General features: G+C 45.8%; 18 protein-coding genes and 1 pseudogene. 8 read left to right on the top strand and 11 right to left on the bottom strand.

The window, feature by feature from the left end:
* Window positions 1-159: 159 nt before the first annotated feature.
* Window positions 160-641 (bottom strand): annotated as a pseudogene (locus Q0620_RS09215) (VOC family protein).
* Between the two features lie 280 nt (window positions 642-921).
* Window positions 922-1794: a neutral zinc metallopeptidase gene (locus Q0620_RS09210; protein WP_297960960.1), complete on the bottom strand. Its 873-nt coding sequence runs from the start codon at window positions 1792-1794 to the stop codon at window positions 922-924.
* 189 nt (window positions 1795-1983) lie between these two features.
* Here Q0620_RS09210 and infA point away from each other — a divergent pair, with 189 nt between their 5' ends.
* The 8 genes from infA (at window position 1984) to Q0620_RS09170 (ending at window position 5893) form a co-directional block, all read left to right on the top strand.
* A complete protein-coding gene (gene infA / locus Q0620_RS09205) occupies window positions 1984-2202 on the top strand; it encodes a translation initiation factor IF-1 (RefSeq protein WP_005869854.1) in 219 nt (72 codons plus the stop codon).
* A gap of 172 nt (window positions 2203-2374) precedes the next feature.
* Window positions 2375-2488 carry a 50S ribosomal protein L36 gene (gene rpmJ / locus Q0620_RS09200; RefSeq protein ID WP_005869855.1) on the top strand — a complete coding sequence of 38 codons (114 nt, stop codon included), beginning with the start codon at window positions 2375-2377 and terminating at the stop codon, window positions 2486-2488.
* Window positions 2489-2491: 3 nt separating this feature from the next.
* Window positions 2492-2860: a 30S ribosomal protein S13 gene (gene rpsM, locus Q0620_RS09195; RefSeq protein WP_005869856.1), complete on the top strand. Its 369-nt coding sequence runs from the start codon at window positions 2492-2494 to the stop codon at window positions 2858-2860.
* 10 nt (window positions 2861-2870) lie between these two features.
* Window positions 2871-3263, top strand: a complete 393-nt coding sequence (rpsK, locus tag Q0620_RS09190; RefSeq protein ID WP_177387174.1) for a 30S ribosomal protein S11 — start codon at window positions 2871-2873, stop codon at window positions 3261-3263.
* An 18-nt stretch (window positions 3264-3281) separates the two neighbouring features.
* Window positions 3282-3908, top strand: coding sequence for a 30S ribosomal protein S4 (gene rpsD, locus Q0620_RS09185; RefSeq protein ID WP_005869858.1), 627 nt, complete (start codon window positions 3282-3284; stop codon window positions 3906-3908).
* Window positions 3909-3919: 11 nt separating this feature from the next.
* Window positions 3920-4945, top strand: coding sequence for a DNA-directed RNA polymerase subunit alpha (locus Q0620_RS09180; RefSeq protein ID WP_298784679.1), 1026 nt, complete (start codon window positions 3920-3922; stop codon window positions 4943-4945).
* Window positions 4946-5302, top strand: a complete 357-nt coding sequence (gene rplQ, locus Q0620_RS09175; protein WP_298784678.1) for a 50S ribosomal protein L17 — start codon at window positions 4946-4948, stop codon at window positions 5300-5302.
* Window positions 5303-5332: 30 nt separating this feature from the next.
* Window positions 5333-5893: a L,D-transpeptidase family protein gene (locus Q0620_RS09170; RefSeq protein WP_297997741.1), complete on the top strand. Its 561-nt coding sequence runs from the start codon at window positions 5333-5335 to the stop codon at window positions 5891-5893.
* 360 nt (window positions 5894-6253) lie between these two features.
* Here Q0620_RS09170 and Q0620_RS09165 read toward each other — a convergent pair whose 3' ends face one another.
* The 9 genes from Q0620_RS09165 to Q0620_RS09125 all read right to left on the bottom strand — a co-directional run bounded on the left by Q0620_RS09165 (window position 6254) and on the right by Q0620_RS09125 (window position 12171).
* Window positions 6254-7069 carry a DNA adenine methylase gene (locus tag Q0620_RS09165; RefSeq protein ID WP_298784677.1) on the bottom strand — a complete coding sequence of 272 codons (816 nt, stop codon included), beginning with the start codon at window positions 7067-7069 and terminating at the stop codon, window positions 6254-6256.
* A gap of 1 nt (window position 7070) precedes the next feature.
* A complete protein-coding gene (locus Q0620_RS09160) occupies window positions 7071-7487 on the bottom strand; it encodes a DUF5675 family protein (protein ID WP_298784676.1) in 417 nt (138 codons plus the stop codon).
* A 123-nt stretch (window positions 7488-7610) separates the two neighbouring features.
* Window positions 7611-7769: a hypothetical protein gene (locus Q0620_RS09155; RefSeq protein WP_297959723.1), complete on the bottom strand. Its 159-nt coding sequence runs from the start codon at window positions 7767-7769 to the stop codon at window positions 7611-7613.
* Complete coding sequence (locus tag Q0620_RS09150) at window positions 7757-8110, bottom strand: hypothetical protein (protein ID WP_298784675.1); 354 nt, start codon at window positions 8108-8110, stop codon at window positions 7757-7759. The genes Q0620_RS09155 and Q0620_RS09150 overlap by 13 nt, the downstream gene beginning before the upstream one ends.
* Entirely contained in the window at window positions 8107-9267 is a 1161-nt protein-coding gene (locus Q0620_RS09145; RefSeq protein ID WP_298784674.1) for a hypothetical protein, read from the bottom strand. The genes Q0620_RS09150 and Q0620_RS09145 overlap by 4 nt, the downstream gene beginning before the upstream one ends.
* Window position 9268: 1 nt before the next feature.
* Window positions 9269-9877 (bottom strand): hypothetical protein, encoded by a 609-nt coding sequence (locus Q0620_RS09140; protein WP_298784672.1) that lies wholly within the window; start codon window positions 9875-9877, stop codon window positions 9269-9271.
* A gap of 2 nt (window positions 9878-9879) precedes the next feature.
* Window positions 9880-11256, bottom strand: coding sequence for a hypothetical protein (locus Q0620_RS09135; RefSeq protein ID WP_298784671.1), 1377 nt, complete (start codon window positions 11254-11256; stop codon window positions 9880-9882).
* The gene (locus tag Q0620_RS09130; RefSeq protein ID WP_298784669.1) at window positions 11250-11597 is read right to left on the bottom strand and encodes a hypothetical protein; all 348 of its coding nucleotides are present in this window, start codon (window positions 11595-11597) and stop codon (window positions 11250-11252) included. Before Q0620_RS09130 ends, Q0620_RS09135 begins: the two co-directional genes overlap by 7 nt.
* Window positions 11590-12171 (bottom strand): hypothetical protein, encoded by a 582-nt coding sequence (locus tag Q0620_RS09125; RefSeq protein WP_298784667.1) that lies wholly within the window; start codon window positions 12169-12171, stop codon window positions 11590-11592. Before Q0620_RS09125 ends, Q0620_RS09130 begins: the two co-directional genes overlap by 8 nt.
* Window positions 12172-12232 lie beyond the last annotated feature (61 nt).

The raw sequence follows: 12232 nt of genomic DNA, 5'->3' as shown, positions 1-12232 counted from the left end.
CCGATGTTTAGAGCAAAGCGCGGAAAAACGGCGCTGCAAATTATACGAGCCGCAAAAGCTCCGCCCGATGATTTGCAATAAAATTTTAAGTTTAAATTTTACACGTTTGCACAAAGGCTTCTGCGCCTCCGAATAAGCCTCGACCGCAAAAATTTTGATCTAAAATTTGAGCAGCCCGTCCTCGTCAAATTTAAAACCGGGCCCCCAAGATCCTTGAGGGCTGGCTCGGAAAGATACACGGTTGGGAACGCGGGCCCGCAAGCCACCTCCCAGTAGTATCCGTCCGGATCGGCAAAATACGCGTGGTATCCGCCCCAAAACGCATCTTGAGGCTCCTTGACGATGGTGCCGCCCGCCTTTTTTACTAGCTCTATGACGCTAGCTACGTCCTCTTTGTTTTTTACGTTATACGCTAGCGTGATGCCGCCAAATCCGCTGCCCTTCGGCGGATCGTTTTCGCTGGTATCTCGCGCCAGCGCGTCTAGCGGATAGAGCTCAAATTTGGTCCCCGGCGTATTAAAAAAGCATACCGGCGGGTCGTCGTCTTTACAATCCGTCTTAAATCCTAGGCCGTCTCTGTAAAATTTCAGCGCCCTTTGCATGCTTCGCACGCCTAGGCAGATGCAGGTTATTTTATTCATTTTTGCCTCCATAAATTTTAACATATCTATTTTGGTTTCTTAATGCCGTAGTCGAGCCTGCGCTCAAACAAGCCGTCGCCGCACTAGCCTAGCGCGCCGTCCGAACTTTTTAATCGCCGATCATTAAAATTCTAAAATTCCGCCTTCAAGCTCGGCGTTAAATTTTAAAATTTAAACCGCCTTTGATCTAGCCCGCAAGCTAGCTCAAAGCCTGCGCTTACGGCTCGAACGCGAGACGGCGATTTTAGATGGCAGAATTTACGAACTTAAAGTCCGCATTTTACGGCTCAAACGAGCAGGCTTTTAGGTTTCCGCCCGCTAAGCCCTTTTTAAACCACTCTTTGCGCTGTGCCGAGGTGCCGTGCGTGAAAGAATCTGGCACGACGCGACCGCTAAATTTGCGTTGCAGCGTATCGTCGCCGATCGCGCTGGCGGCATTTAGCGCCTCGTCGATGTCGCCCGCCTCCAGCACGCGCCCTGTTTTTGCGAGATAGTGCGCCCAGACCCCCGCGTAGCAGTCCGCCTGTAGCTCGACTTTGACCTGAAGTGCGTTTTGCTCGGCTTCGCTGCGAGCGCGCCTTTTTAGAGCGGCGACCTGCTCCAGCGTGCCGACTAAATTTTGAACGTGATGCCCTACTTCGTGCGCGATGACATAGGCCTGCGCGAAGTCGCCGCCCGCTTTGTATTTGTTCGCAAGCTCGTCGAAAAAGCTAAGATCGAGATAAATTTTACGGTCCCTCGGGCAATAAAAAGGTCCTGTCTGCGCGCTCGCAAAACCGCAGCCGCTTGCGATCTGATCGCGGAAGAGCCGAAGTCCGGGCTCCTCGTAGCGCGCGCCCGCACTTTTAAATATCTCGCCCCAAACGTCCTCGGTTTGGGCTAGCACCGCCGAGACGAAGGCGAGCTTTTCCTGCTCCTGCGGGCTGTCCGTCGGCTCTCTCTGCGTGCTAGCGCCCCCGTCTAAAAGCGCCAAAGGGTTGTAACCCATAAAATACGCCACCACGCCGATTACAAGCACTATGCGCCCGATCTTTGAGCCGAGCAAAAACCTAATGATCGGGATCAGCATCCCAAGCGAGCCGGAGCTCGTGCGCATGCTGCTTGCGCGGTCATCCTCCACGTTTGAGCTTCGTCTGCCGTCTTGCCATTTCATATTTTTCCTTTAAAATTTTTGAGCCATTATACTAAAATTTTAAAAAGAGCGTCGTCTTGCTTTTGCAAAAACGGTGCGCGCGTAGCGAAATAAATCTGAAATTTTGCTTATTTTAAATTTCTTTTAAGCTGTTTAAAATTTTAAATTCTATATAATCGCCCTTTTTAAATTTAAAAGAAAGGAGAATTTGTGGCAAAAGACGACGTCATAGAGATCGACGGCAACGTCATAGAAGCGCTGCCGAACGCGACTTTTAAGGTCGAGCTGGACAACAAACACGTGATTTTATGCCATATCGCGGGCAAGATGCGGATGCACTACATCAAGATAATGCCGGGCGATCGCGTAAAAGTCGAGCTGACCCCTTACAGCCTCGATAAAGGCAGGATCACTTACCGCTATAAGTAAGGATAAAGTTAAATTTAGATATACTCGCGATTTTGCGACTAAACTGTAGGAAGAAGTGTTTTCAAAATCCCCACTATTTTGAAAACAGTTGGTTTGATACTTTCGCTTTTGAAATTTCATTAAACCTAGGTGCAGTTTGCATTTAAAGTGGAGAAAATTTTAGGAGAGTGGAATGAAAGTTCGTCCATCCGTTAAGAAAATGTGCGACAAATGTAAAATTGTCAAGCGCAAAGGTGTTGTTCACGTTATTTGTGAAAATCCAAAACATAAACAAAGACAAGGATAAGTTATGGCTCGTATCGCAGGTGTAGATCTACCAAAGAAAAAAAGGATTGAATACGGACTAACTTATATCTACGGTATAGGTTTATTTACGTCGAGAAAAATTCTCGATGCGGCAGGAATTTCTTACGATAAAAGAGTCGCCGATCTGAGCGAAGATGAAGCCGCCGCTATCAGAAAAGAGATCCAAGAGCACTATATGGTCGAAGGCGATCTTCGCAAACAAGTGGCTATGGATATAAAAGCGCTTATGGACTTGGGCGGCTATCGCGGCTTAAGACACAGAAAGGGCCTTCCTGTTCGCGGTCAAAAAACAAAAACGAACGCCAGAACCAGAAAAGGCAAACGTAAAACCGTCGGCGCGGCAGCTAAATAAGGATTGAGATATGGCACAAAAAAAAGTAGTTAAGAAAAAAACCGTCAGAAAAAATATCGCCAAAGGCATAGTTTACATCTCCGCTACGTTTAACAACACTATGATTACCGTAACGGACGAGATGGGCAACGCGATCGCGTGGAGCAGTGCGGGCGCTTTAAATTTTAAAGGCAGCAAAAAATCCACCCCTTATGCGGCGCAGCAAGCCGTCGAGGACGCGCTAAACAAAGCCAAAGAGCACGGCATCAAAGAGGTAGGCGTCAAAGTTCAGGGTCCGGGAAGCGGACGCGAGACTGCCGTTAAAAGCGTAGGTAGCGTAGAAGGGATTAAAGTTACATATTTCAAAGATATCACTCCTCTTGCGCACAACGGTTGCAGACCGCCTAAACGACGTCGCGTGTAATTATAAAAGGAGAAATTTATGGCTAGATATACAGGACCGGTTGAAAAATTAGAAAGAAGGCTCGGCGTCGATCTATTTATGAAAGGCGAGAGAAGGCTTGCGGGCAAGAGCGCGCTTTTAAAACGCCCTTACGCTCCGGGTCAGCATGGACAAAGACGCGCTAAACTAAGCGAATACGGCTCACAGCTTCGCGAGAAACAAAAGGCTAAATTTATGTACGGCGTAAGCGAGAAGCAGTTCCGCAGGCTATTTGCCGAAGCGGCTCGTAGAGAGGGTAACACCGGAGCGATCTTGGTTCAGCTTTTAGAGCAGAGGCTAGATAACGTCGTTTACCGCATGGGCTTTGCTACGACTAGACGCTTTGCGCGCCAGCTCGTTACGCACGGACACATTTTAGTGGATGGCAAACGCGTCGATATCCCTTCATACAGTGTCCGCGCAGGACAAAAGATCGAAGTGATCGAAAAAAGTAAAAATAACCCGCAAATTTCAAGAGCGCTGGATCTTACTGCACAGACCGGCATCGTAGCATGGGTAGACGTAGAAAAAGAGAAAAGATACGGAATTTTTTCTAGAGTTCCGGAGAGAGAAGAAGTTGTTATTCCTGTAGAGGAAAGATTTATCGTAGAGCTTTACTCGAAATAGTAGGTGCTAATATGAGAAAAATCACAACATCAGCTCATATGCCAACTGAAATAAAGGTTGAGAATGTCAGCGAAAATGTTGCTAAAATCATAGCATATCCCTTTGAAACGGGATATGCCGTCACTCTAGCTCATCCTTTACGAAGGCTACTTTATACGAGCACGGTCGGTTTTGCGCCGACTGCGGTTAAAATCGAAGGCGTAAGCCACGAATTCGACAGCATGCGCGGTATGCTCGAGGATATGGCGGCTTTTATCATAAATTTAAAGGGCTTAAGGTTTAAAATCAAGGGCGATTCCCTACGCGAGGTCGTAGAATACAGCTTCAAAGGACCTAAAGAAATTTACGGCAGCGACCTAAATAACGACGCCGTAGAGATCGTAAATCCAAGTGCTTATCTAGCTACGATAAACGAGGATGCCGATCTTAAATTTACGCTCATCATCGAAAAGGGTATCGGCTACGTCCCAAGCGAAGAGATCAGAGAAAATTTAGACGCTGATTTTATCGCGCTGGATGCGTTTTTTACCCCGGTAACCAAGGCCGTTTACGATATCGAAAACGTATTTGTAGAGGATAATCCCGACTACGAAAAGGTGGTCTTTACGATCACTACCGACGGTCAGATCAGCGCGATAGATGCGTTTAAAAACGCACTTGAAGCGATGTATCAGCAGCTGGCGGTTTTCAAAGGCATCGTAAATATCAGCGCTGCAGATACTTTCGGTAGGGCAATCCCTGCAAATTCCGAGTTTGCAAAGCTTTTTGAGAGCGTTAGCAATCTAAGCTTAAGCGCGCGAAGCTTCAACTGCCTGGATCGCGCGGATATTAGATTTATCGGCGAGCTAGCGATTATGGAGGAGAGCGAGCTTAAAGACCTTAAAAATTTAGGCAAAAAATCGCTTGAGGAGATCAAGGTCGTTATGGAGGAGATCGGTTATCCTATCGGCAACCAAGAGCTCGGCGATAAAAAAGAGCAGCTAAAACGCAAGCTTGATGAGCTGAAGGCTCAAAGACAAAAGAATGAAGGACAATAAATGAGACATAATCACGGATATAGGAAGCTAGGGCGCACTTCGTCTCACCGTGCCGCCCTGCTTAAAAATTTAACCATCGCTTTAGTTACTAGCGGCAAGATCGAAACTACGCTTCCTAAGGCAAAAGAGCTAAGAAGCTACGCCGAAAAGCTGATCACTCGCGCGCGAAAAGGCGACAGCGAGGCGCATAGATTTGTTTTCGCGGCGCTTCAGGATAAGGCTGTGACAAATAAGCTAGTCACCGAGATCGCTCCAAAATACACAGGCGTAAACGGCGGCTACACTCGCATCATCAAAACTCGCCTTCGCAAGGGCGACGCCGCAGAGATGGCTTATATCGAGCTAATCAGCAAATAAAATTTCGGGATAACTCCCGAAATTTCTTCTATGAAATTTAAAATTTTACTTCCGCTTGTTATCGTCGCTGCGGGCTTGGCGTGGGCATTGGACAATTATCTTAGCTACAAAAATATCGAAACGATCAACTCCGAAATTCCGCTAAAGCAGGCATTGGGCGGCGAGCAAATCTCTAAAATTCGCGTCTACAAATCCAAACGAATTCTTGAAATTTTAACCTCAAAAGGCGTCGCGAAAAGCTACAAAATCGCCCTCGGACGCGAGCCCGAAGGACACAAAGAGGTTCAAGGCGACGGCAAAACCCCGGAGGGCAACTACACCATAAACGGCAAAAATCCAAACTCGGCGTATCATCTAAATTTAGGCATCTCCTATCCGAACAAAGCCGACGTAGCGCACGCAAAATCCCTCGGCAAGAGCGCAGGCGGCGATATCAAAATCCACGGGCTACCGAATAAATTTAGCTATCTAGGGCAGAGTATCGCGGCGTTCGGCGACTGGACGGAGGGCTGCATAGCGCTCGTCAACGACGATATGGACGAGCTTTTTGAGCACGTAAAAATCGGCACGCCGATAGAAATTTTGCCGTGATTGCACGCGTCTGCACTAAAATTTCACAGTCCCGATCAATAAAGCATAGCGTAAATTTCATCTACGAGCTTTAATAATATTCGCCGTCCAGGCTTTTGTAGTCGCAAAATTTGCGATTGAAAGCAGAATTGTTTTTATAAAATTTAATCGTATCGGCGTTTGTTCTAATTAAACTTAGGCAGTTTGCTTTAAATTTTGTAAAACCGCTTTTCAAATCAAAGTGAATTTACGCTTAAAATCAAAGTGGGGCAAATTCGGGCAACTTTCCACTTTGATTTGAAACGTAAATTTTTATTTAAAACGGCTTTAAAATACCTTTAAAAAGTTTAGTATAAAGGCCGTTTAAAAAGCCTTTAATCCTCAATAATTCATAATCAAAAGCTCCTTACTACTCTTTCGCTCTGCTGCGTTATTGAGGCTATAGCTAATCTTTAACTCTTTCATATTAAAGCCCCAGTAAAGATCGCGGATAGGCTCGCAATCGTTGTAGCTAAGCATAAATTTGCCTTTGATACCTCGTAAAATTTCAGCCAAAGCTTGGTGATCTTGCCTACTAAATCCGCCTGCCGTTTTGTAATAATTTTCGGTGCCGACATACGGAGGATCTAAGTAAAAAAGGCTATCCTCGCCGTCATACTCTTTGATGAGCTTTTCGTAACTCAGATTCTCAATCGTAGCGCGCTTAAGCCTGCGCGAATAAACGCAAAAATCCCTATATATATTCTTAGCGCTGCGACCTTTTGGCATAGCGAAGTGATCGCCCTTTGCGCCGAAGCTTGCCGCAATTTGGAAGTAGAAAAACGCCGCCGCTTCTATCTTATTTCGTGGCTTAAGCTTCCCTTGTTTGATTGCGTAAAATATCTCTCTGCTTCTTAAGGGCCCGTTAAGACACGAGTTTAGGCTCTGCGGTCTAGTTTGGATTATGCGGTGTAGATTTATGAGGTCGCCGTTGATGTCGTTTAAAATTTCAATTTTACTTGGCTCCTTTCGGTAAAAAACCGATAGAGCTCCGCCAAATACCTCGATATATTTTTGATGTAGAGCCATTAGAGGTATGATCTGTGCCGCAAGTTTGCTCTTGCCGCCTATCCAGGCAAAGGGAGCGTGAAGAGGTTTAAATTTTCCCCCCCCCCCCCATTTTTCGGGGGTGTTATTCATATCTTTCAAAACGCTCATTTTATTCCTTTATCTCATTTTTAATTTGCACTGCAAATTCTTGCCCTTTTACGGCGGCAAGTAGTGCGCTTAAAGCCGCACGGGAGTCTTTCACTCCGTGCGCGCCCAAAGATGAACCCAGTAGCACGCAGCCCTCGGTATTACGCCCGTTGTTGCCCGAATGGATCAAGATGCAGCGAGTTTTTGGCACCAGCTCATTCCATAAAAGCGGCAGACGAACTCTAAATTTCGGGCTGTCGTGCCAGGCTATTTGATAGCGCCCTTGCGGTATGCGTCTATCCATACCGCTTTGTGTAGTATCAGGGCCCGCAGGCTCGCAGGTATATCCCTTTAGCACTTCCTTTTCGCCGTCGCGCAATACGAAGCGCCCCAGCGTCATATCATCTACTTCTTTAAACCTTGTAATTTCTAAGACCATAAATCCTCCTTAAATTTACTTCTCGGGCGAGCAAAACGAGCGTAGCGACGCAAGGCGAAGCCGAAGCGGCGTTTCTTGCGAGCGTAGCGAAGCAGAGCTAAGCCCGCCCTACGAGCGAAAAACTCAAAAGCTAAATTTGTTTATAAATTTGACTTTTTTTACCGCCTCGCCAGTTTTGCGCACTAGCACCTTATATCCGCTACCTTGCTTCGGCGTGTCGCTTTTTATCTGCGCGCGTATCATATTTTTTATCGTCTGCTTTAGTCCCATTAAAAATCCCACCTTTTTGCCGTTATGTTTACGAATGCGCCGCTAGCCGTGACGCGAGTCTCTACCGCCGTGACGATAAATCTGTCCTCCCCGGGTGCTGCAGGCACGCTATAACGGGGCATATCTATCTTTATGATATCGCCTGTGCGCACGCTTTGAAGCGGAGCGCGCAAGCTAACCTCGCTTACGCGCGCGCCGTGGTCCAAAAAATACTTGCGGGCATAAGCCTCTATGACGCGCTCGTCCTGATCCAGATCGAGCTTTATTTGGCCGTGCAGCTCATCACTTCGGTCAAATATAAACTTCACTGCTCCCCTGGCACTTTTTTTCTCACTCCCTTTGATCTGCGTCATTTCTCCTCCTCCCAAGAATACCAATACCACTTTTTCAATGCTTCTAAATCGCCTTCTTGCGGATGTTCGCCGGTCATATTATAGACATATGCCAGGGCGTTAAATTCGTTTAAAAAGATGTCCGCATAGAGCTTTTCGCGGATCTTTTTATACTGACCGGGGGCTTGCAACCTAGCAAAGTGCCAATACTCGGGCGGCTTTATAGCCTTCCTTTTAGGGGTTCTGCTTTGCGAAAAAATCCCTATACCCCACCATCTTTCGTAATAATTTATGGCTCTATCATCCGCCCATAATACTATCTCGGTCAATTCGTCTTTAAGGGAGATCTCCTCCTTATAGGTATATTCACGGACCCGACGACTATCTGGGTAATATTCCGTGTCTAATCCAATATAATATACCTCCATTTTTAGTCTATTTCCCTCTTTGATAAATAGGCTAAGCGCGGTCGTATACCCGGGCAGTGCAGGACCTTTGAATACATCCTCCCCCTTCCAAACCGAGTGCAGAGAAACTGCGGCTAAAAATTTCTTTTTTAACGCGCGCTTAGCTCTTTCGAAGTCGAAGGCGTTTTTGATATATTTTTCGCTTTTGCCTTGTGGGTTTTGGCAGAAAAATAATCTATATTCGTTCAGCATGTTTTTTACGGTTTTGAAGTAATCGCTTTTTCCTCTTTTGTTTGCAAAATCCAAAAAGGGCGTAGTTTTTGTTTTGCTTCCATCGCTATTAGGAACTGCAAAATATAACTCTCTGCTTAAAGCGAAGCGAAACATCTCCTTTACGCGAATCTTTTTGCCGTCGTCGCAGAATATCAAAAGCTCATCGTCTCTTACATCATAGGTATCGTGATATTGTTGCTTTCGGTCAGGATACGCCTGAATCGACACAAAATCTATGATTGAATTATCATTATAAAACGGTACAAATTTTTGATCGTCGAGATAGATGCGATAATCGCCAAGGGCATAAGTATCATAGCTCTGCCCCACAGGTTTTCTATTGTGTCCGGGCTTTTTACCGCTTAGGGGCACCAGATACGAGCCTTCAAGCGCCTTATAGTATTTCCTGCTAACCGTGCCATTAATAAGTTCAAGCTTGATCCACTCTTTGGTCTGTCCCCTATATCCGCCATTGCTTTCGTCTGCTATAAACTCCATCTTAGCCCCACATTAGTAAAATTCCCATTTGTGCGTAAATCCCGCCGTTATCATCCGTAAGCTCCATATTTATGGGCGTAGGTCTGGAGCAATCTCCTATATCTTTTAGATGGTATATGCTACTTTTTTCATCGGGTTTCTCGCTGGACCAGCTAGGATTGCCCGCACTATCTACCGCCTCAAGGCGATATGCCTTGCCTCTATCATTCACAAAAAATAGCGGGGTTTTGAAGCTATGAAGCGTTTTTGTGGGATCGGTAGTATCCGGGGCGCTTGAATACTTTATTAGCTTCAATATCGCTTCGATATCTTGCCCGCCCAGCTTCCCGCCCTCGGGTATATAAAGCTTGCCCTGCCATGCGTCTTCGTCGAAGCTCAGTATGGTCGAAAATCTATCTGCTACTATGGCACAATAAACCCTAGCGACGGGGTTTGTTGCCTTAGCCCATACCGTAAAGCGACCCCTGGGGCTTGAAGTACCGTTGCTGCGTTTGCGACTAAAAATACTAGAGCTTAGGCTAAAGTCTGAATTCATATCTCCTGAATCCATTTTTAGCGCCTTTTCGCAGGCGGCATCTTTATACATCATTACGTCAAATGTTTCAGCCATCTTTAATCCTTCTCTTTAATTTCATTGAAATCGCAGCTAAATTCGTTTGCGAAATAGCCGATATTCATTGTTTTCTCTAACTTTCCGTCTAAATATAGCTCTAGCTTATAAGCTCCGTAATCGCTAAATTTAATCTCCACCTCCCCGAAAGGATCGGCACTAAAGCTTTGCGTGCCGAGCTTAAAGCTGGCGTGCGCGATAAGCGCACTATCTACGTCAAAATCACGCATCAGGCTAAAGGTATGGGTATAGCCTTTAGGATAAAACTTCGTAATCTCGTATTTATGCAAATGATCTATTTGCAAATTTTTATACTCCGCTTTGATGCTTAATGCAGAGGGTAGGTCGCGAGCAGGGCATACGAAAAGATAGATATTGCTTTCATAAGCTACCTTTAGCGTTCCGCTTAAAGGGCCCTCGAAGCAAAGCACATTATCTTTATAGATATTGCCGTGCTGCTCTTGCGCCGTTTGCTTGCTAAATTGCAGCGGCGTTCCGTCAAGGCTTACAGCTATTAGTCTTTTAACAAAGCCCGTAAGCTTTACGCAGATATCCTCGCTTAGCTCAAACTCCTCCACCGCGCGATAATCGGCAAAAAATGAGGCATCGGGCACGTTTAGACCAATATCTTTCGCCTCCCAAGCGGGGGTTGCGAAAATTTTACCTACCGCGCGAAGCGGAGAGATTACGTAAACATCGCCATTTTCGTCGTCCTTATATCTTAAAACCTCCCTCGGGGTTACCGGATGGGGATCGGGATCGATTACCGCAGTAAGCCCGGCTTCGGAATAGATATCCTCGTTTTTATCGTTAAAAATTATCGTATCGATGTTTTGCGGTGCGCTAAGGCTAAGATTAAAATCTATTATATTATCCTCGTTAAACTCCGCCGCGCTCACGGCGGGTTTAGCGATATAAAATTTATCGCTTATGAAAATTCCTAGATCGTTCGCCCAAAAGCTAAGCCCTATGCCCTCTAGTGCTCCGGCTAGCGACGATGTATCCGAATACGAAAGCCCCGTTAGCGGCGTATCTTGTGGTGCATCGCAAAGAAAGCTTACTTTATCTGTAAGAGAGGCGAGATCCTTTAGGCTGGATATATTTTGCGGCAAACGAAGCGGGGTTTTAGCGACAAGCTTTTTAAAATTTGCATCTATACTTAAAACTTCGCTCACCTCAAAAAGGCAATCTTTGAAATGCGAGCAGCTGATTAAAATTTCATCTATCGGGGCGGATAGAGAGGATGAGGCGATTTTCAAAGATGCCGTCGCTTGCAGCTCGCCTTCCTCGCTACAAATGCTAAGCTCGCTAATGCCCTCAAGCTCGCTTTTTGTGCCATCCCTGAAAGCAAAGACCTTAAAGCCGTATTCTACTACCATTGCTCCACCCTTTTATAAATCAAAGAAGTGGGGCGGTAAGCTCTATTTCTCCAGCAAAAGGCAAGCGTTTTTGAGTGAATATCGGACTTCGAAATGAAGCTCTCCTCGATTTTAAAGCTATAAATTTTTGCCTTATATACGGCTAGTTTAAAGTCATATTGCGCACTTCCTTTCTTATCGCCGTTGGTAGCTAGATAAAAATTCGCGACAACGCTATCTTGGCGAATGACCCCTTTTGGTATATATATCTCAGGCCTTATATCCGTATATCTTTCAATATAGCTCGTATATACGCGGTCTTGCGAGATTTCTACCTTATAGTTTAGATCCAACTTATGCATTACCGCTCCAATATGCCGCTATATAGTATCCAAAGCTAACGCCCTTTGAGACATCGGCAAAACTGACTCGCCTAACGAGCTTAACGGCATGTACCGCTTCGCTCGCCGTAGCTTTGTCCGCAACCAAAGGAAGAAGCTTAAAAGCAAACTCCCCCTTTTTGATATATGAGAGATCTTCCGCATCAGTAAATTTTACTTTGTTTCCCTCTATCCTATCTACCCGAAGGGGATTTTGCGAGCCGGAAAAAGCATAGCACTCACCAACGACAAGCGGTGCAGAGCCGCTTAGCGGGCTAAGCTCCAGCGCATCCTTGCCTTCGCTTGTAACCTCAAATATTTTCATATCGACGCCCCCGACGTTTAAGCCTAGATATTCAATCTTGCGCTTATCATAAAGTAGCGTTACATGCGGATAAAAGGTAGCGGCAAGATCCGTAATCTTTGCATAAATCGTCATTTCGTCGGTTTTAGTCGAGGGGGTAAAGATCGAAATTCTAGGACTTGGAAGTAATTTATCCCCTGTTCCCACTCTTTGCGTGCACTCTTTGTCCTTATAAAATTTAATTCCCGCCATTTTTGACTCCTTTATATTTTAATTTCTCGGGCGAGCTAGGAAGCCCCCGCCGTTTTTGAAA

The organism is uncultured Campylobacter sp. (assembly GCF_938017615.1).
GTDB lineage: Bacteria > Campylobacterota > Campylobacteria > Campylobacterales > Campylobacteraceae > Campylobacter_B.
This window is presented reverse-complemented; position numbering and strand designations above follow the sequence as displayed.

Bases quoted from the DNA above. Each gene is read 5' to 3' on its own strand.
- Q0620_RS09150 (WP_298784675.1), bottom strand. From the start codon at position 8,110: ATGACGCAGATCAAAGGGAGTGAGAAAAAAAGTGCCAGGGGAGCAGTG.
- Q0620_RS09140 (WP_298784672.1), bottom strand. From the start codon at position 9,877: ATGGCTGAAACATTTGACGTAATGATGTATAAAGATGCCGCCTGCGAA.
- Q0620_RS09165 (WP_298784677.1), bottom strand. From the start codon at position 7,069: ATGAGCGTTTTGAAAGATATGAATAACACCCCCGAAAAATGGGGGGGG.
- Q0620_RS09170 (WP_297997741.1), top strand. From the start codon at position 5,333: ATGAAATTTAAAATTTTACTTCCGCTTGTTATCGTCGCTGCGGGCTTG.
- Q0620_RS09180 (WP_298784679.1), top strand. From the start codon at position 3,920: ATGAGAAAAATCACAACATCAGCTCATATGCCAACTGAAATAAAGGTT.
- rpmJ (WP_005869855.1), top strand. From the start codon at position 2,375: ATGAAAGTTCGTCCATCCGTTAAGAAAATGTGCGACAAATGTAAAATT.
- Q0620_RS09160 (WP_298784676.1), bottom strand. From the start codon at position 7,487: ATGGTCTTAGAAATTACAAGGTTTAAAGAAGTAGATGATATGACGCTG.
- rpsK (WP_177387174.1), top strand. From the start codon at position 2,871: ATGGCACAAAAAAAAGTAGTTAAGAAAAAAACCGTCAGAAAAAATATC.
- Q0620_RS09125 (WP_298784667.1), bottom strand. From the start codon at position 12,171: ATGGCGGGAATTAAATTTTATAAGGACAAAGAGTGCACGCAAAGAGTG.
- rpsD (WP_005869858.1), top strand. From the start codon at position 3,282: ATGGCTAGATATACAGGACCGGTTGAAAAATTAGAAAGAAGGCTCGGC.
- Q0620_RS09145 (WP_298784674.1), bottom strand. From the start codon at position 9,267: ATGGAGTTTATAGCAGACGAAAGCAATGGCGGATATAGGGGACAGACC.
- rpsM (WP_005869856.1), top strand. From the start codon at position 2,492: ATGGCTCGTATCGCAGGTGTAGATCTACCAAAGAAAAAAAGGATTGAA.
- rplQ (WP_298784678.1), top strand. From the start codon at position 4,946: ATGAGACATAATCACGGATATAGGAAGCTAGGGCGCACTTCGTCTCAC.
- Q0620_RS09210 (WP_297960960.1), bottom strand. From the start codon at position 1,794: ATGAAATGGCAAGACGGCAGACGAAGCTCAAACGTGGAGGATGACCGC.
- Q0620_RS09135 (WP_298784671.1), bottom strand. From the start codon at position 11,256: ATGGTAGTAGAATACGGCTTTAAGGTCTTTGCTTTCAGGGATGGCACA.
- Q0620_RS09130 (WP_298784669.1), bottom strand. From the start codon at position 11,597: ATGCATAAGTTGGATCTAAACTATAAGGTAGAAATCTCGCAAGACCGC.